Genomic DNA, 17,819 nt, shown 5'->3' with positions numbered 1-17,819 from the left:
GCGAAGTGGTTTACTCCGCGACTGGGTTAAAATCGCTTAGCGGCGCATCGTCACTTTGACTGAGTAAAATGCGTACGCGTTGTTCGGCGTCATCAAGCTTGAGTTGACCGGCTCTAGCGAGCGAAATACCGCGTTCAAACTTTTTTAATGCTTCATCAAGAGCGAGATCGCCACTTTCCAATTGTTCAACCAACTGTTCCAGTTCATCGATCGTCGATTCAAACGACATGTTTTCTGGTTTCTTGTTCGCCATAATCGGTATGCCTTAGTTAAGATGCACGAAAGTTACCTCAGGGGGCTGAGTTGGTCAAATTGAACCAAACGATTTTGTCAGAAACGGAAGGCTTTTTTACCGTGTCAGATAACGAAATGAAAAAAAGTCCGTTGAGGCACGCATCGATGGATAAAAACTCGCTACCCGAGCGCAGCCTATTGCTTGCTTTTCCGCTACACTAGGCCGGTTTTTCACTGTCAATACAGACAATTTGCTTAAAGAATTTATTCTGTTGCCGATAATCAAAGTAAGCTTTTGATTATCGCGAATGTATAGCCTGAGGAGTGCTTGGTGGATTTAGCAACATTGATAGGTCTTATTGGCGGCTTAGCTTTCGTTCTTATGGCGATGGTGCTAGGCGGCAGCTTGGTGATGTTCGTCGACGTTATTTCGATTCTGATTGTAGTCGGTGGCTCAACTTTCGTGGTGCTCATGAAGTTCACCTTTGGGCAATTTTTTGGTGCCGGAAAAATCGCTGGTAAAGCGTTTATGTTCAAAGCCGATGAGCCAGAAGATCTGATTGCCAAAATTGTGGAAATGGCCGATGCGGCACGTAAAGGTGGCTTTTTGGCGCTAGAAGAGATGGAAATTCCCAATCCGTTTATGCAAAAAGGCATTGATTTGTTGGTGGATGGGCATGATGCCGATGTGGTGCGTGCTACTTTACAAAAAGACATAATTTTAACCGATGAGCGGCATAGTAAAGGCACTCAAGTGTTTCGCTCTTTTGGGGAAGTGGCTCCTGCGATGGGCATGATTGGTACCTTGGTTGGATTGGTGGCGATGTTATCCAATATGGATGACCCTAAATCGATCGGTCCTGCGATGGCGGTGGCACTATTGACCACCCTTTATGGTGCGATATTGGCTAATATGATCTGTTTTCCGATTGCCGATAAACTGGCCTTACGCCGCGATCAGGAGACGCTCAATCGCCGCTTGATTATGGACGGTGTGTTAGCGATCCAAGATGGACAAAACCCAAGAGTTATCGATAGTTATTTGAAGAACTACCTTAACGCAAGCAAGCGTTCGCTTGATGTTGATAAAGAGTAGCGGAGCTGACTGACGATGGATGACCAACAACCTTGTAAATGCCCACCACCTGGCGCGCCGGCTTGGCTTGGTACCTTTGCCGACTTGATGTCACTGCTGGTGTGCTTCTTTGTTTTGCTGCTGTCATTTTCTGAGATGGACGTGCTCAAGTTTAAGCAAATTGCAGGGTCGATGAAGTTTGCCTTTGGGGTACAAAATCGTCTCGAAGTGAAAGATATTCCGAAAGGCACCAGTATTATTGCTCAAGAGTTTCGTCCCGGGCGTCCTGAACCAACGCCGATTGATGTGATCATGCAGCAAACCATCGACATCACCCAGCAAACGCTTGAGTTTCAAGAGGGGGATGCAGATCGTGCGGGTGGCAATCAGCGCGATTTGGGGCAAATGACCGGGGGACAATCGCCCGACACTGCCACTCAAGATAATCAGAACACCCAGTCAGAGCAGCAATCTCAAATCATGTCTGAGCAGATGGAGATTGTGGCTGAAAGCATTAAAAAAGCGTTATCGCGTGAAATCGAACAAGGCGCGATTGAGGTTGAAAATTTAGGTCAACAAATCGATATTCGGATCCGCGAAAAAGGAGCTTTCCCAGAAGGTTCGGCATTTTTGCAGCCCAGATTCCGTCCATTGGTGCGACAAATTGCCGATTTAGTGAAAGATGTTCCTGGCAAGGTGCGTGTGACTGGGCATACCGATAATCAAAGGCTCGATTCTGAATTGTATCGTTCAAACTGGGATCTTTCCGCTCAGCGCGCGGTATCGGTGGCGCAAGAAATGGAAAAAGTGAAAGGTTTTGACCACTTACGATTACAGGTGCGTGGTTTAGCCGATACTCAGCCACTGGGTCGCAATGATAGCGAAGCGCAACGAGCGCTCAACCGACGGGTCGAGATTAGTATTTTGCAAGGTGAGCCGCTGTTTAGTGATGAAGTTCCATCGCGAGCAGTAGCGCGCTAGGTAGGCGATCACCATAAGGCAAGTCGTATGACTTGCCTAGTTGATGGGCATTTCTCTGCACCAGAGGATCGTGTATAATCGCGCCCCTTTAGCGGTAAGCGCCTTAGAGCGCCTTACCTGCAGCTTGGCAGATTGTCTAACTCAGATTGCGAATAACCTTATGAAATTTATCGTCAAACCCCATCCGGAAATTTTTGTGAAAAGTGAATCGGTGCGTAAGCGTTTCACAAAGATCCTTGAAAGCAATATTCGAATTATTGTGAAAGCCCGCACACAAGGGGTGGCGGTATTCAATCGTCGCGATCATATCGAAGTGACCTCGGCCAGCGATACCTATTATGCGGAAGTGCTGGAAATTTTGACCACCACGCCAGGTATTCAGCAAGTTTTGGAAGTGCAGCAATCGACCTTTACCGATCTGCATAACATTTATGAACAGGTGCTTGAGCTGAATCGAGCCAATATCGAAAACAAAACCTTCGTGGTGCGCGCTAAGCGTCGTGGTAAGCACGATTTTACCTCGATTGAACTTGAGCGTTATGTCGGTGGTGGCCTCAATCAAGCGGTGGCCAGTGCCAAAGTGAAACTGACCAATCCAGACGTGACGGTTCAAGTTGAAGTGGCTGATGATCTGCTCAACCAAATCATCGCTCGTTATAAAGGTTTGGGCGGCTTCCCGCTCGGTACCCAAGAAGATGTGCTGAGTTTGATCTCTGGCGGTTTTGACTCAGGCGTGTCGAGCTACCTACACATTAAACGCGGTTCAAAAGTGCATTACTGCTTCTTCAATCTTGGTGGCCCAGCTCATGAAATTGGCGTCAAGCAAACCGCTTACTACTTGTGGCAGAAATACGGTTCATCGGCCAAAGTGCGGTTTATTGCGATTGATTTTGAGCCGATCGTGGCTGAAATCTTAGAAAAGATCGACGATGGCCAGATGGGCGTGGTGTTAAAGCGTATGTTTATGCGTGCCGCTGGTATGGTGGCTGAAAAGTTAGGTATTCAGGCTTTGGTGACTGGTGAAGCGCTAGGCCAAGTGTCGAGCCAAACCTTAACCAATCTACGCCATATCGACAATGTAACCGATACGCTGATTTTGCGTCCGCTGATCAACTGGGACAAAGATGACATTATTCGGCTGGCGCGCGAGATTGGTACCGAAGATTTTGCCAAAACCATGCCTGAATTTTGTGGGGTGATTTCGAAAAGCCCTACCGTTAAAGCGGTGCAAGCGAAACTTGAGCAAGAAGAAGCGAAATTTGATTTTGCGCTGCTTGAGCAAGTAGTGTACAACGCACGCCAGATCGATATTCGTGAAATTGGTAAACAGTCGCTGGAACAAGCACCAGAAGTGGAACAGGTTAGCATTGCTGACCAAGCCAATGCGGTGGTGCTGGATATTCGTAGCCCAGATGAAGAAGACGAGAGTCCACTGCAACTGGATGGCGTGACCGTTAAGCACCTGCCGTTTTACAAGTTAGCGACTCAGTTTGGTGATTTAGATCCATCGAAAACGTACTTGTTGTACTGCGCGCGTGGGGTGATGAGCCGTTTGCAAGCCTTGTATTTGCAAGAACAAGGATTTAGCAACGTGAAAGTGTATCGTCCATAAACGTTAGTCATGTTGGTTATCACGCACCGTTTGCTGAGCAGGCGGTGCGTTTTTTTTGCTTAATTAACGGGGTTCACTCAACGGAATCTGTTTAATGGCGGGAGATAAAAAAACACCGCCCAGAGGCGGTGCTAAAAATTTGACAGACAGGTCAAAAATAAATACAGGAAGTATTTGTTTTGTGGCAGGGATAATTGCACAAAACAGAGGGTAGAAACTACCTAACTCGAAATTCGAGTTTGCAAACACAACATCGCAACAACTAAGCCTATTGATTTACAAAGAAATCAAGCCGTTCAGGCCGCTGTTACGCGGTGAAATATAGATTTTCTCTGGTCGATTAGCAACGGACAAATTATAATGTTTCAGATAAAAAAAACTAATCACTAACCGAGTGTCTGTATGTCCAGAAGATTACCTCCTCTCAATTCGTTAAAAGTGTTTGAAGCGGCAGCTCGCCATTTAAGTTTTACTCGAGCTGGTGAAGAATTATTTGTGACACAGGCCGCAGTTAGCCACCAAATCAAAGCGTTAGAAGAGTTTCTTGGTTTGAAATTATTCCGGCGCCGTAATCGATCTTTGCTGCTGACCGAAGAGGGGCAAAGTTACTTTCTGGATATTAAAGATATTTTTGGTTCATTAGCTGAAGCCACAGATAAATTACTTGAACGCAGTGAAAAAGGCGCATTGACGATCAGTTTGCCACCGAGCTTTGCTATCCAGTGGCTAGTGCCGCGTTTGGCGGATTTTAACCAGCAAGAGCCGGATATTGATGTGCGGATCAAAGCGGTTGATATGGATGAGGGATCGCTGGCGGATGATGTTGATGTGGCGATCTATTATGGTCGCGGTAGTTGGCCTGGGCTGCGTGCCGATAAGCTGTATCAAGAGTTTCTGATCCCGCTCTGTTCACCTGCGTTGTTGCTGGGCAATAAGCCGATGGAAACCTTAAGTGATTTAGCTCATCACACTCTGTTGCACGATACTTCGCGCAAAGATTGGAAGCAGTTTGCCAAAGAAAATAGTCTCAACAACGTCAATGTTAACCACGGGCCGATTTTCAGCCACTCAACTATGGTGTTGCAAGCGGCGGCCCATGGTCAAGGGGTGGCGCTGGGTAATAACGTATTAGCCCAACCCGAAATGGATGCTGGGCGCTTAATCGCACCGTTTGATCAAGTGCTGATGACCAATAATGCTTTTTATGTGGTGTGTCATGAAAAACAAGCGGACATCGGGCGGGTGGCCACATTTCGTGACTGGATGCTGAACAAGGCACGCAGTGAGCAGGTAGAGATTCTGCAGCAAGTGTAGTGATAGGGTGTACTCTCTGCTGGTGCTGGAATTGGGCATATTGGCGATCGATGTGCAACGCCAAGCATCGACCAACAGCACAGTGTTAGCTGCTGGAGGGCGCGCTAAAGCGGATCTCTTGTAAGTTAAAACCAAGTTCAATATCGGTTTTTAATGTACTGATTTGTTTGCAGATCCGCGCCATCTCAATCTGAGGTTCGAGTTTTTTACGGTATTTATCCGCCAGTTCAGGGCTTAAATACGCTTGTTCAATGCTGCTAAACTGGTGCAAAATTTGTTGCGCCGCTTTAGGGCCAATCCCGACGACGCCTGGAATTTGGCTTGAACTGACCCCGGTTAAGCCCCAGTAGTCGGTCAATTGTGCTGGTGCTACGCCAAATTCTTGGGCGATAAACGGTTGATCTAACCAGCGCTGCTGAAAATAGTCTCTAATTTGCAAGGTTGGTGAAAGCAGTTGGCAGTAGCCTTTATCGGTCGAAATGATGGTGACTTTTTGTTGCCGTCCGGCGACTTTACAGGCCAGTGTCGCGATCAAATCATCTGCTTCATCACCTTCGGATAACAGCGAATCAATCCCGAGTTGCCACCACGCATCTTGAATGGTTTCTAATCCTTGCTGGAGCATTTCTGGCATCGGTTTGCGGTTGGCTTTGTAGCTAGGTAGTAATTGAGCGCGCCAGCCACGATCGGCTAATTGATGGTCAAAAACCGCGATCATATGGCTCGGCTGGGCTTCATTAATGATGCGTTGCAGTGTGCGAGTGGTGGTTTGTGCCGTTCGGGCGATGTCATTCGGATCAGGCTGTGCAGAGTGTACACGGCGGATCAAATTAAGGGCATCAATAATAACCAGGTGAAGGGACATAACCAGCAATCAACAACAATAAGGGCTTATCAGGCCCTTATTGTAATCAAAACCGGCCAGATTACGAATCTGAATTTGAGCTTATCACCTTGTTTGGTGGGGGATGTGAACGCGATTCGCTCATCGTTACCTTCTAGAGCTCGATTTTATAGCATGGCTCATAGGCGGTATCACCGGGTAATTTCATGCGATGTTGTGCGACAAAATCATTGAGCAGTTGATCCATTTTGTCCATCAGCTGTGGATCGCCATGCATGATAAAGGGGCCGTGGCGTTCTATCTCGCGGATCCCTTCTGCTTTGACATTACCTGCCACTACCCCAGAAAAAGCGCGCCGTAAATTGGCGGCTAATATTTCTGGAGGCTGGTTTAAATGTAAATCGAGATTGGCCATGCTGTCATGATTGGGTTCAAATGGCAGTTGAAATTCAGGCTCAATTTTAAGTGACCAGTTAAAACTGTAAGCATCGTCTTTGCTTTTCCGATGCTCACGTACCCGCGGCATAGCATGACTCATTATCCGAGCTGCTTCGGCTGGATTATCAATCACAATGTGGTAGTGTTTACGCGCTGCTTCACCCAAAGTCTCAGTGATAAATTTATCTAACGAATGGAAGTAAGCTTCACTCTGTTTGGGGCCGGTTAACACGATTGGCATCGGTTGATCGGCATTGTCCGGATGCATCATGATGCCAAGGATATACAACAGCTCTTCGGCGGTGCCCGGCCCTCCTGGGAAGATAATAATCCCGTGTGCCATGCGCACAAAGGCTTCTAAACGCTTTTCAATATCGGGCATGATCACCAGTTGATTGACAATTGGATTCGGCGGTTCTGCAGCAATAATCGATGGCTCGGTTAAGCCAAGGTAACGATAGGCTAAATAGCGCTGTTTGGCGTGACCAACTGCGGCGCCTTTCATCGGGCCTTCCATGGCTCCTGGGCCACAACCGGTACAGATATTGAGCTCACGTAGTCCTAATTCATGGCCGACCTCACGGGTATATTGGTATTCGACCGGATTGATTGAATGGCCGCCCCAGCACACCACTAAATTAGGCTCAATTCCAGGGGCCAGCACCCCAGCATTGCGCAAAATACCAAACACTAGGTTGGTGATATGAGTGGTATTGGTTAAGTTAAGCCGCTGACTATCGGCTAAGTGCATATTGATGTACACAATATCGCGCAGCACCGCAAATAAGTGCTCTTGAATACCTTTGATGATTTGTCCATCCACAAAAGCGTGTTCAGGGGGATTAACCAGCTCAAGTTTAATGCCGCGTTCGCGGCGCATGACGGTGATGTCAAAATTTTTATATTTATCGAGTAGTTCTCTAGAGTTATCGGTATGGCTGCCGGAGTTGAGCACTGCAAGGCTACAGTTACGGTAGAGCTGATACAGATCGCTAGACGCAGTTTTTTTCAGGCGTTCGACTTCGAGTTGAGAAAGCAGATCCATACTGCCGGCTGGGCTGACTTGAATAATCATACTGTCCTCCTTCAACCTAGGGTTGAGGCATGCGAGAGCGTGAGGATAACCCACGTCGCACAGAGCTAGACGTGATACCGCTGCGACTTAAAGTAGGCGACTTTAAGTGGTGTGGTATAGATAACCTCTTGATATGTTTGTTTCAATCTAGAGGCATCTCATCATAGAAGGAAATATCATCAGCGGTTAATTGTGAAACAGAGCACAATTAAAGTGAGAGGTGAGCAAATATTATGCGTTTATTTCCAAGCCAACTGGCTAGAACCACTGCTTTTGGCTTGGTTTAAGGTCAGATTCAACCGATCGAGTACCGTTTCTGGAGTGTCAGAATCGGCAAAACGCAGACAGGCGGCTGAAACCGTAATGGTCAAATTTTTATCGCGGAATTTAAATGGCAATTTCGAGACGTTAAGCTGAATTTGATGAATGATTTGATAGCTGTCGCTATCTGAGCGCTCAGGCATTAAGACAATAAATTCTTCGCCGGCAAAACGCGCTACAGTATCACCATCGCTCAGCTCTTTTTTGATGGTGCGCGCAATAATGGTTAACGCTTTATCACCTGCGGTATAGCCAAAGCTGTCGTTGATCGATTTGAAGTTATCGATATCAAATAGCACAATTCGAAAATTGTGCTGACCACGGATCCAACGGCGGTATTCGTGTTCGAGCCGTTCAGTAAAGTAGCTCCGATTATAGACCTTAGTTAAAGGATCTAACTGTGCTCGTAACGCTTGTTCTTCCAGTCGGTGGTGATAATTCTGCGCTAAATCCGACAAGGCGGCCATTTGATCTTTGCTGTATAACATCCGTTCGAACAGGGCTTGCTCACGCTGTTCAGCTAAATGTAAACGCTCAGTCAGTGAGGTCATTTCGCGCAGCAAAGGGGTCATTTTCTGCTTAAGTTGCGCGATATCGGTTTGTTCGGCGAGGGTGGTTTGGCTACGTGACACTAAGTTGCCTAGTTCACTATTCATCTGTTGGCGATGGATGAGATAATTTTGGCTCTGCTCTAGATTTTGGGTGACACTTTTGAGGTTGTTGCCAACCGAGAGATTGACTTGTTCTAAGAAGGCTTGGGCCGATTTCCGTTCCATCTGGCTGCCATTCACCACCAAACGCAGTACTTCAAGGGTTAATTCAAGCAGAGTGTGAGGATTGACACCGAGCAGAAGTTTAGAGCGAATATCATTCAATTGCTCGCCAGATTCACCATTAAAATCAAGTTCAGTGATCAACTGTTGTAGATCGATACACAAGCGATCGAGTAACTCACGATCCGCTGACCGAGCGATGTCACTTTGCGCCAAATTGGGATTGATGGATTGGATTTTGACCGCGCGTTGGTAGATGTCCAACAAGCGCAGTGCTTGTTCGGTTTTTTCTTGCGGTTGGGCCGCGCTAAAGCTGATCAGATCGCGCAGATCGCGTTTGATTTTGGGTGGCAACCCAGCCACGCGCAGCAGGGTTTCTGCGCTGTGTTGTAATTGGCGATCTAGGTGATGGTGATGTTTATCCATGGCAAGTGACCGTTGTTTCAACATGCGTTCCAGCACCGCCAATTGAGGGATCAGTTCGCTGATGTCTTGTGGCTGCTGTAATGCATAGCTAAGCTCATCTAAACTTTGGTTTAGCTCATGGCTGCCACGATAGTGGCTAGCCAACGAAGAGACTACGCGTTTAAGAACCTGTTGTTCTCGGTTAAATTTGAACGACGTATCCCTTTGGGTCAGACGGACTTGCTCTAACTGAGATTTAAATTTGTCAAGCTCTGCTTGAAGATCGTGTTCTAGAACGCCCATGTACAACAAACTAGATAGTAGAGGATCAATGCTGATCCTATTTATTAATTCATCGATAATAACAAATATTTTGTCAAGGTCACTGCATGTTTATGTCGACTGGGCAGCATTTAGCCATCTTTTAGTCATCTTTTAAGAGTTTTTTGATATTGTCCTCATTCTGTGAGGAAGAGTGAACTTTGATTAGCCCTTGATTGATGGCGTGTTTGCAAGCAAGCCGAATATTTCCAGAAGCAAAACAGGCCGCGGGTGCATTTTCAATCGCTTTAAAATACACCCAGTGGCTTTGACCTTCGCTTAGGCTTAATTCACGGGCGATATGGGTCGCCATCAATAAAATATCCAGCAATTCTTTATCATTGATTGCGGTATAAGCGCGCGGCAAAAATGGATAATCAACAATCCCCATCCGAATGATTGGATTTAGCTTACGATTAGCGGCAAATTCATTCATCCACAACTGAATTTGATTGAACAGTGTTTCCGGAGCGCTTTTTTGTTCACCACTTTTCTCGATATAAAGCAGGCTTGCATCAGAAAAATGGTACAGCCGATTCGGCTCTTTGATTTTCTCTCTCAGGAATTGTCCAAAAGCGTGCTCTAACTCTAAACCTGCACTGTAACCGTTTTGTAGGTACATATTACGCATAAAAGGAAAGTCGATCAGCGCGAAGCGTAGCCGGTCATTCAGCGGTTGGTGGATTAATTCACCGAGCTGCCATTGTTCATAGTTATGGTGGCTTTTTTCTAATGAACTGGGCAGCTTGGCATGCAGCATACGTAGGTTATTGAGCTGGGATCGCGAGTGAGTAAATAAGGTGTCGTGTAGTTCTGAAATTTCATCTTGCTGACGTTGCATAATATAGCCACGTCGCCAATTTATCATCAACATCACTAAGGTGATCAGCAGTAAGAACAGGGCAATTTTACGTAGCTGAGTAAATTGGTTTTGGGTCTGTTGTAGCTGTTTTTCTTGCCCGACTAGATGCAAGGTTTGTTCAATAAATTCCCGTTGTTGGCGGAAAGCATCTTCACTAATTTGGTTGAGTTTATTTTGTCGTTTTTGTGCCAAGGCTTGGCTTTGTTTAAAGGCCGCTAGGGCTTGGTTAGCGGAACCACTTTTTTCATAACCGAGTGACAGTAAGCGATAAGCTTGCTCTTGTAGCTGATCATCTTGCAAGGATTGACCGATGGTTAAGGCTCTGTCTGCGTAGTGAATTACATCTTGAGCCATTTTTTGATAATAAGCCAATCCGGAATGCAGTAATGCGACATGTCCATTTAAGCGCGGAGCATCGGTCAGAGCCAGTAACTCTTCTGCGCTGGTTAAATATTGTTCGGCGATCGAGTAGTTGTAGAGCTGTAAATAAGTGGCAGCCAGATTAATGCGTATTTCAATCTCATCATTAAGCAATGCACGATGATTTTGATGATCGATGACATTAAAATAATGCACTAAAGCTAAGTTGTATTTTCCTTGCTGATAGTAAATATCACCCATCTGTTTCAGCACTAAAGGCAAAAAAGGTGATTGCTCGTAGCGACCGTAAAAATCGGCGGCTTGTGAGAAATGATCGAGTGCTTTATCTAAAACTTGCCGATTGAAAAAAAGTTGCCCAAGTCGGGTATTGGATTTGGCCAATAATACCCCTGAGTTACTTTCAATCGCACTCCAGTATGCGACTAAAAACTCAGACAGCGCTAGGTTATAGCGTTCATGGTTGAGATGATGCTCGCCCAATTTGAGGTGATATTCAATCGCCGGTTTCTCACTGGTTAAGGTGTCAAGATACGGCTTTAATTGGGCGAAGAGTTTATCTGCCACCTCTACTTGATTGGCTTTTGAGGCAATTTCCGCTTGCAGCAGGGTAATTTTATAATTAATGCTTTTGGCGATTTGATCCGCATTTTCGATCTGTCGATACTGAGCAGTGATCTGTTCGAGTCGTTGCTGCGCATGCTGTGCATCGCCATCGGTTTGCCAGGCAAGGCGAGTGCTGAGCAGTTGTACCTCCAGCCGCAAATAGGGCAATTGATATTGTTCGGTAAGCGCTTGAGCATCGATTAGGATCAATTGTGCTGATGGATGATCCGCTAGGTTATCTAACGCTTGCGCGAGAATCATCATCGCATCGACACTGCTGCTCGGAGTGCGCATACGGCTGTCTGGTTCATCACGAGCAATAGCCGCCGGATGATTTTCGATTTTTTCGGCTAAATGGCGCTCATTGAGATATTGCTGGGCTATTTTTTTCGCTTGCAAAGGTGAGATTTCAACTAAGCCATCGGCTTCATTCAGCATCGGTGAAGTGTAAATTGCTGCTTGTAGTCCAGTTGCGAGCAGCATGCCCACCAGAGTCAGCCAGTGTAGAAATCTCATCCTAGATTACATCCTTATTGTCGTGCCATACGGCGATTATCTGTTGGCGCAGCTTGATAGTTAGATCGGAATGGGTTGATATCAAGTCCACCACGCCGTGTATAGCGCGCATAAACGGTTAAGGTTTCTGGCTGGCAGTAGCGCATAATATCAGTAAAAATCCGCTCGACGCACTGTTCATGAAATTCGTTATGTTCGCGGAAAGAAACCAGATAACGCAGTAAAGCTTCGCGGTTAATTTGTGCGCCGTGATAAGCAATTTCAACACTGCCCCAATCGGGTTGATTGGTGATCAGACAGTTGGATTTGAGCAGGTGGCTGTGCAGTATCTCGTTGACTACCTCACCTTGAGCCGCGCCTTGTAATAGGGTGTGATCAAACTGGTAATCTTGAATCTCAATATCTTGCTCATCGATGCATTCACCCTGCAGGGTGGCAATCGGTTCGGCAGTGTAGTGGGTCAGCGGCTGCACCTTGACGGTTACTGTTTCTCCAGCACAGGCGGAAAGATCGCGTATCAGTTGTGCCGTTACCTCATCCCAGCTGGCAAAGCGGGTCTGGTTATAGCTATTAAGATAGAGCTTAAACGATTTGGATTCGATCAGATTCGGGCTGGTAGCAGGGATCGCCACTTCTCCGATCGCCACTTGTGGCAAACCGTTTTGATTAAGCCAAGAGAGTTCATACAGCGTCCAGATATCACAGCCCTGAAAGGGCAGTTGGCTGCCAAGCTGCAGATCGTCGCGGTTTAAGCTACGCGGTACCGCTTGCAATAGGCTTGGATCGTACTGGTTGGCATACTCGGTGGTTTTACCCAGTGTCAGGCCTGCCAGTGCTTTGGCATCGGAATATTTGCTCATGTTTTTCAGTCAATTCAATTAGAATATGCAGAATTTTACGCAATCCCAGTGCCAGTGTCATTAATTAGGCGGCGCAAACTCTACATGGAGATGATGATGATGATGATGACGCACAGCGTTGTACAAGCCCTACGCGATTTCAGCCAACGTTTTTTACAACAATCGCAGCAGCAAAATGGTCAGTTACCCATAAGCTATGATCTGTTTGGATTGGCTTCACCTTGTGTGGTTGAGACGCTGGCAGATGCGGTGCGTTGGCAACCCGTCAGTCGTGCTGTATGGGCCGATTTTACGGCGATGGAACAGGCGATTGAGCTCTCTTTACATGAAGACAGTAAAGCCTTTTATGCCAGCCAGTTTAGTGCGGATATGCCTGCGCTGTGGCGTGGTCGAGCATTGACACTGCTGCAAGTCTGGAGTGAGGAGGATTTCACCCGTCTGCAAGAAAATCTGTTGGGGCATCTGGTCATGCAGCGCCGCTTAAAACAGCGCCCTACGGTGTTTATTGCTACCACGGATGATGAGATGGCGGTGATTGCCGTGTGCAATGTGACGGGCAATGTGATCCTTGAAAAACTCGGCACCACTCAGCGCGAAGTACTGAGCGTGGATGTGGCGGAATTTTTACAACAACTTGAACCCGTGGTGAATTGAGATGTACGTGGTTGAATTGGAATTTGAGTGTTTTGATAACACCACCATTAGCGCAGTGGATAAAGCGATCAATGGACTGATGGATGCGCTACGCTATAACGGTCAAGTATTGGGGCGTGAGTTTCCGATTGTGCTCGGCGATGGAGTCTTTTATCTGCGTGCGGTATGCCCAGAAAAGGAGAGTCTGCACCCTAAGTTTCATTCGCAATATGTTGAACGCTGCGTGAGCCGCTTAAGTGAAGCCGGTTTATTAGCCCCGAAAGTGCGGTTATTAGGGCTGGATATTAACTCTGAGCAAGCCGCTGAAACTGATACGCCAAGCTGGCAGATACTGTATACCACTTATGTACATACTTGCTCGCCGCTGCGCAGTGGCGAAAGTTTATTGCCGATCCCTCTTTATCGTCATCCTCCCACCTTCAATGGCGATCATAAAGCGGTGATCAAATGGCAAACCGAATGGCAAGCGTGTGATGAGCTACAAATGGGCGGCGCGTGCCAAGCTGAGCATGCCGCTTTACATGAAATCTGCGATGTAGGCAGTGATTTATTTCGTCGTGGGCGAGATTTGTGTGGACGGATTGAATATCTGACCCAAGTGCCGACCTATTACTATCTGTATCGTGTCGGTGGCACCAGTCTTGCCGATGAGCGGGCGCGTGTTTGCCCTCAATGTGGTGGCCAATGGTTACTTGATGAGCCACTGCACGATATTTTCCATTTTCGTTGTGAGTCGTGCCGAATTGTCTCTAACATTTCATGGGATCATTTGAAATAACGCTGACCCCATATTTTGTTACCATCCCTAAACTTCGGCCTTGGACGGGGATGATTTTAGCGAGCCAGTTGGGCAGAAAAGGTGGCCATCGCCAGTATTGACTGAGGTGCTTAGCTGGATTGGTGGCATAAAAAAGGTTGGCGTGTTGCCAACCTTTTAATGTTTTTCACTGCATGCTCAGTCAGTGGATACTTGTCCGGTGCATGCATTACGACATAGTGATCACCAACCTTGCACCGATCCACCTTGGAAGATTTCTGCTGCCGCTTTAGCAACTTCATCGGTTTGGTAAGCTTTCTTAAAGTTTTGCACATTTTCTGCGTTGACGTTGGCTTCACGTGCGACCAGTAAATTGACGTATGGCGACTCTTTATCTTCCACGAAGATCCCGTCTTTTTCTGGGGTCAGATTAATTGAGCTAGCATAAGTGGTATTGATGATTGAGAGCGCGACATCATCCAATGAACGAGGCAGTTGCGCTGCATCTAGCTCTAGGATCTCGAGTTTCTTTGGATTGGCGATGATATCACGTACTGTGGCCAGCAAGCCCACCTCTTCACGCAGTTGCAGCAGACCTTGTTGTTGCAGCAGCAGCAGCGCACGACCTAGATTGGTTGGGTCATTCGGTACCGCAATGCGTGCGCCATCTTGTAGCTCATCCAGTGAAGTGATCCGCTTTGAGTAAGCCGCAATCGGATAGACAAAGGTGTTGCCAACAATTGCCAATTTGTAACCGCGATCGGCGATTTGTTTATCGAGATAAGGTTTATGTTGGAACGCGTTGGCATCGATTGAGCCATCATCCAGCGCCGCATTGGGGGTAACGTAGTCGGTAAACACCACTAATTCGACATCTAAATTGTATTTTTCTTTGGCAATTTTTGCCGCCACTTCAGCAACTTGGGCTTCCGCTCCTGCGATAACGCCAACTTTGATTTTGTTGTTATCAACTACTTTCTCACCACAGCCAGCGAGGATCAGGCTTGAGGCCGCTGCGGCGATAGTCAGTAAATGTTTCAGGTTAAACTTCATGATGAACTCCTTGTTCAAACAGAGGGGAAATCGAGGGTTAGCGATGATCAACGCGGCGAACCAGTGCATCACCGATGGATTGAATAATTTGTACCAGTACGATCAGCATCACGACCGTGACTGCCATGATGGTGATTTCATAGCGATGAAATCCATAACGGATCGCGACATCACCTAAACCGCCGCCACCGACCGTGCCCGCCATTGCCGAGTAACTGACCAGCGTAACTAAGGTAATGGTCACTGAGTTGACAATGGTCGGCAGCGCTTCAGGCAGCAGCACTTTACGAATAATTTGTAGTGGGGTTGCTCCCATCGATTGGGCTGCCTCCACCAAGCCGGTGGGTACTTCCAGCAGCGCATTTTCAATTAAGCGCGCCACAAATGGGATTGCCCCAATCGTAAGCGGCACAATGGCGGCGGTAGTACCAATAAAGGTTCCTACTAGCAGCTTAGTGACGGGAATGATCGCGACCATCAATACCAAAAAGGGTACTGAGCGACCGATATTCACTATCGCACCTAAGATCCGGTTCAACGGGCGGTTTTCCAGTAAACCGTGCTGCTTGGTTGTGTGCAGGATCACACCCAGTGGAATACCGACCGCAAAGCCGACCACACCGGCAATCGTCACCATATATAGGGTTTGCCAAGTGGCGGTCAGTAATAAATCGCTGTTCAGCGTAAGCCATTGAGTAAGAGTATTAAAGGACATAACCGAGCACCTCGACTTTTACGTTGTTATCGCGCAGATATTCAATCGCCGCTTGGTCGTCATCCGCATTACCAAAAATTTCCGCCACCAGCATGCCAAATTTCACGCCACCGGCATAATCCAGATCGGAGCTGAGGATGCTGACATCAATATTGTATTTACGGGCAATTTGCGTCATTAACGGCGCATCAACCGTGGCGCCGGTAAACTCCAAACGCACTAAGGGATAGCTACCGGCCACGCGGGTTGGCTGCAGGCGAGCTTGGTAGTCGTCCGGAATCGACAAATCTAAAGTTGAGCGAATAAATTGGTGGGCTAAGGCGGTTTTGGGATGGGCAAAAATATCGCCTACGCTGCCTTTTTCGACCAATTCTCCATCACCAATGATCGCCACTTGATGGCAGATGCTTTTCACCACATCCATTTCATGGGTGATCAGCAAAATGGTCAGGTTAAGCTGGCGGTTAATCTCTTTAAGCAGCTCAAGAATCGATTGAGTGGTGGCGGGATCCAGCGCACTGGTCGCTTCGTCACACAGCAGCACTTTCGGATTGCAGGCTAAAGCACGCGCAATTGCTACCCGCTGCTTTTGACCTCCGGACAGATTGGCTGGGTAACTGTCGTGTTTTTCCGCTAGCCCAACCAAAGCGAGTAATTCTGTCACTCGGCTTTTGATGTAAGCTGGCGCTTGGCCGGCTAACTCTAGAGGCAGTGCCACGTTAGCAAACACAGTGCGTGATGAAAGCAGATTAAAATGCTGAAAAATCATGCCGATATTACGGCGAGCGGCGCACAGTTGTGAATGGTTCAGCGTGGTTAAGTCAACCCCATCGACGATGACTTGGCCACTGGTGGGTTGTTCTAGCATATTGACACAGCGGATCAGGGTACTTTTGCCTGCGCCAGAGGAGCCAATTACCCCAAAAATGGTACCTTGTGGGATCAATAAATTAATATCTTTCAGCGCGTGAATTGGCTTCTCACCCTGATAAAACACTTTATTGACGCTTTTTATCTCAATCATGTGTCACCCTGAACTGCATCAAGCAGAATAATCTTTTGGTCTTCCTTATTGGTTAATGATGCTATGAGCTTGGCTAATTGAAGTCAATAGATATTTTTACGTCTAGACGTCTAAACGCACTCGATGGTTAGATGAGAAAGTAATTAGATAGTGATGAAAAAAATAAAGCGTGCAATAATTTGCGCCAAATGAGTTAAACGAGAAAGCATTTTGGCTAAACCAGCAGTATTTCTAGACCGGGATGGGGTGATCAACGTTGATCACGGTTACGTGCACGATGAGCATGATTTCCAATTCATTGATGGTGTGTTTGAGGCGACCGCTGCTTTGCAACGCATGGGATACTTATTGGTGTTGATCACCAATCAATCCGGTATTGCGCGTGGCAAGTTCAGTGAAGAGCGTTTCATCTCTTTAACCCAGTGGATGGACTGGAACTTTGCTGATAATGGTGTTGAGTTTGACGGTATTTATTACTGTCCGCACCATGCTGAACACGGCATAGGGCAATACAAAGAAGATTGTGATTGTCGCAAACCCAAGCCAGGGATGTTTTTATCGGCGCGTGATTTCCTCAAGATCGACATGGCTAACTCGGTGATGGTCGGTGACAAAGCGGAAGATATGATGGCGGCCGAGGCGGCTGGCGTAGGTACAAAAATTTTAGTGCGTACCGGCAAACCGGTGACCGAGCAAGGTGAAGCACTTGCAACGGCGGTGCTGGATAGCATTCGTGATGTGCCACATTATTTGCTGCGAGTGAAAAAGTAACATAAAAAGTTACATAGTGATCGGTCAGGCTGGTTTAGCCTGATTGATCAAGCATACGATAATAAGCCGCCGACTAATCAATAGTGGTGCGATAGCAATAAAAAATAGCAACAAAAAAGCCAACTCGATGAGTTGGCTTTTTTATGTATCAACAGAATATGGTGGAGGGGGACGGATTCGAACCATCGAAGGCGGAGCCGGCAGATTTACAGTCTGCTCCCTTTGGCCAC

16 protein-coding genes are annotated in these 17,819 nt (G+C 47.0%); 7 read left to right on the top strand and 9 right to left on the bottom strand.

Annotated features, from left to right (window positions below):
• Positions 1–10 precede the first annotated feature (10 nt).
• Positions 11–253 carry an exodeoxyribonuclease VII small subunit gene (xseB, locus tag PUN32_RS12525; RefSeq protein WP_166014552.1) on the bottom strand — a complete coding sequence of 81 codons (243 nt, stop codon included), beginning with the start codon at positions 251–253 and terminating at the stop codon, positions 11–13.
• A gap of 312 nt (positions 254–565) precedes the next feature.
• On the opposite strand from xseB, the gene pomA reads away from it, so the two are divergent.
• From pomA to PUN32_RS12505, 4 genes are all read left to right on the top strand, one after another.
• Positions 566–1,330 carry a flagellar motor protein PomA gene (pomA, locus tag PUN32_RS12520; RefSeq protein WP_274723525.1) on the top strand — a complete coding sequence of 255 codons (765 nt, stop codon included), beginning with the start codon at positions 566–568 and terminating at the stop codon, positions 1,328–1,330.
• Positions 1,331–1,345: 15 nt separating this feature from the next.
• Complete coding sequence (locus PUN32_RS12515) at positions 1,346–2,290, top strand: flagellar motor protein MotB (protein WP_274723524.1); 945 nt, start codon at positions 1,346–1,348, stop codon at positions 2,288–2,290.
• A 160-nt stretch (positions 2,291–2,450) separates the two neighbouring features.
• Positions 2,451–3,902 carry a tRNA uracil 4-sulfurtransferase ThiI gene (thiI, locus tag PUN32_RS12510; protein ID WP_274723523.1) on the top strand — a complete coding sequence of 484 codons (1,452 nt, stop codon included), beginning with the start codon at positions 2,451–2,453 and terminating at the stop codon, positions 3,900–3,902.
• Positions 3,903–4,304: 402 nt separating this feature from the next.
• Positions 4,305–5,216 (top strand): transcriptional regulator GcvA, encoded by a 912-nt coding sequence (locus PUN32_RS12505; protein ID WP_274723522.1) that lies wholly within the window; start codon positions 4,305–4,307, stop codon positions 5,214–5,216.
• 85 nt (positions 5,217–5,301) lie between these two features.
• On the opposite strand, the gene xni is transcribed toward PUN32_RS12505, so the two are convergent.
• From xni to queF, 5 genes are all read right to left on the bottom strand, one after another.
• Entirely contained in the window at positions 5,302–6,081 is a 780-nt protein-coding gene (gene xni / locus PUN32_RS12500; protein ID WP_274723521.1) for a flap endonuclease Xni, read from the bottom strand.
• Between the two features lie 133 nt (positions 6,082–6,214).
• Positions 6,215–7,573, bottom strand: coding sequence for a nucleotide 5'-monophosphate nucleosidase PpnN (ppnN, locus tag PUN32_RS12495; RefSeq protein ID WP_274723520.1), 1,359 nt, complete (start codon positions 7,571–7,573; stop codon positions 6,215–6,217).
• A gap of 239 nt (positions 7,574–7,812) precedes the next feature.
• The gene (locus tag PUN32_RS12490; RefSeq protein ID WP_274723519.1) at positions 7,813–9,375 is read right to left on the bottom strand and encodes a GGDEF domain-containing protein; all 1,563 of its coding nucleotides are present in this window, start codon (positions 9,373–9,375) and stop codon (positions 7,813–7,815) included.
• Positions 9,376–9,496: 121 nt separating this feature from the next.
• Positions 9,497–11,755, bottom strand: a complete 2,259-nt coding sequence (locus PUN32_RS12485; RefSeq protein ID WP_274723518.1) for a tetratricopeptide repeat protein — start codon at positions 11,753–11,755, stop codon at positions 9,497–9,499.
• Between the two features lie 14 nt (positions 11,756–11,769).
• On the bottom strand, positions 11,770–12,615 hold the full coding sequence (gene queF, locus PUN32_RS12480) for an NADPH-dependent 7-cyano-7-deazaguanine reductase QueF (RefSeq protein ID WP_274723517.1): 846 nt from the start codon (positions 12,613–12,615) through the stop codon (positions 11,770–11,772).
• A gap of 105 nt (positions 12,616–12,720) precedes the next feature.
• On the opposite strand from queF, the gene syd reads away from it, so the two are divergent.
• Positions 12,721–13,269, top strand: coding sequence for a SecY-interacting protein (gene syd, locus PUN32_RS12475; protein ID WP_274723556.1), 549 nt, complete (start codon positions 12,721–12,723; stop codon positions 13,267–13,269).
• A gap of 1 nt (position 13,270) precedes the next feature.
• Entirely contained in the window at positions 13,271–14,047 is a 777-nt protein-coding gene (locus PUN32_RS12470; RefSeq protein ID WP_274723516.1) for a Zn-ribbon-containing protein, read from the top strand.
• A 222-nt stretch (positions 14,048–14,269) separates the two neighbouring features.
• On the opposite strand, the gene metQ is transcribed toward PUN32_RS12470, so the two are convergent.
• From metQ to metN, 3 genes are read right to left on the bottom strand one after another with little or no spacing between them, the layout of a single operon-like run.
• Positions 14,270–15,079: a methionine ABC transporter substrate-binding lipoprotein MetQ gene (gene metQ, locus PUN32_RS12465; protein WP_274723515.1), complete on the bottom strand. Its 810-nt coding sequence runs from the start codon at positions 15,077–15,079 to the stop codon at positions 14,270–14,272.
• Between the two features lie 37 nt (positions 15,080–15,116).
• A complete protein-coding gene (locus PUN32_RS12460) occupies positions 15,117–15,794 on the bottom strand; it encodes a methionine ABC transporter permease (RefSeq protein ID WP_274723514.1) in 678 nt (225 codons plus the stop codon).
• Positions 15,784–16,818: a methionine ABC transporter ATP-binding protein MetN gene (gene metN / locus PUN32_RS12455; protein WP_274723513.1), complete on the bottom strand. Its 1,035-nt coding sequence runs from the start codon at positions 16,816–16,818 to the stop codon at positions 15,784–15,786. The genes PUN32_RS12460 and metN overlap by 11 nt, the downstream gene beginning before the upstream one ends.
• A 210-nt stretch (positions 16,819–17,028) precedes the next feature.
• On the opposite strand from metN, the gene gmhB reads away from it, so the two are divergent.
• The gene (gene gmhB / locus PUN32_RS12450) at positions 17,029–17,589 is read left to right on the top strand and encodes a D-glycero-beta-D-manno-heptose 1,7-bisphosphate 7-phosphatase (RefSeq protein WP_274723512.1); all 561 of its coding nucleotides are present in this window, start codon (positions 17,029–17,031) and stop codon (positions 17,587–17,589) included.
• Positions 17,590–17,819 lie beyond the last annotated feature (230 nt).

This window comes from Vibrio chanodichtyis (assembly GCF_028863985.1).
In the GTDB taxonomy this organism is placed as follows: Bacteria; Pseudomonadota; Gammaproteobacteria; order Enterobacterales; family Vibrionaceae; genus Vibrio; species Vibrio chanodichtyis.
This window is presented reverse-complemented; position numbering and strand designations above follow the sequence as displayed.

Excerpts from the sequence above, each read along its gene's own strand:
- xseB (WP_166014552.1), bottom strand. The coding sequence starts at position 253 with ATGGCGAACAAGAAACCAGAAAACATGTCGTTTGAATCGACGATCGAT.
- PUN32_RS12515 (WP_274723524.1), top strand. The coding sequence starts at position 1,346 with ATGGATGACCAACAACCTTGTAAATGCCCACCACCTGGCGCGCCGGCT.
- thiI (WP_274723523.1), top strand. The coding sequence starts at position 2,451 with ATGAAATTTATCGTCAAACCCCATCCGGAAATTTTTGTGAAAAGTGAA.
- PUN32_RS12505 (WP_274723522.1), top strand. The coding sequence starts at position 4,305 with ATGTCCAGAAGATTACCTCCTCTCAATTCGTTAAAAGTGTTTGAAGCG.
- xni (WP_274723521.1), bottom strand. The coding sequence starts at position 6,081 with ATGTCCCTTCACCTGGTTATTATTGATGCCCTTAATTTGATCCGCCGT.
- ppnN (WP_274723520.1), bottom strand. The coding sequence starts at position 7,573 with ATGATTATTCAAGTCAGCCCAGCCGGCAGTATGGATCTGCTTTCTCAA.
- PUN32_RS12490 (WP_274723519.1), bottom strand. The coding sequence starts at position 9,375 with ATGGGCGTTCTAGAACACGATCTTCAAGCAGAGCTTGACAAATTTAAA.
- PUN32_RS12485 (WP_274723518.1), bottom strand. The coding sequence starts at position 11,755 with ATGAGATTTCTACACTGGCTGACTCTGGTGGGCATGCTGCTCGCAACT.
- queF (WP_274723517.1), bottom strand. The coding sequence starts at position 12,615 with ATGAGCAAATATTCCGATGCCAAAGCACTGGCAGGCCTGACACTGGGT.
- syd (WP_274723556.1), top strand. The coding sequence starts at position 12,721 with ATGACGCACAGCGTTGTACAAGCCCTACGCGATTTCAGCCAACGTTTT.
- PUN32_RS12470 (WP_274723516.1), top strand. The coding sequence starts at position 13,271 with ATGTACGTGGTTGAATTGGAATTTGAGTGTTTTGATAACACCACCATT.
- metQ (WP_274723515.1), bottom strand. The coding sequence starts at position 15,079 with ATGAAGTTTAACCTGAAACATTTACTGACTATCGCCGCAGCGGCCTCA.
- PUN32_RS12460 (WP_274723514.1), bottom strand. The coding sequence starts at position 15,794 with ATGTCCTTTAATACTCTTACTCAATGGCTTACGCTGAACAGCGATTTA.
- metN (WP_274723513.1), bottom strand. The coding sequence starts at position 16,818 with ATGATTGAGATAAAAAGCGTCAATAAAGTGTTTTATCAGGGTGAGAAG.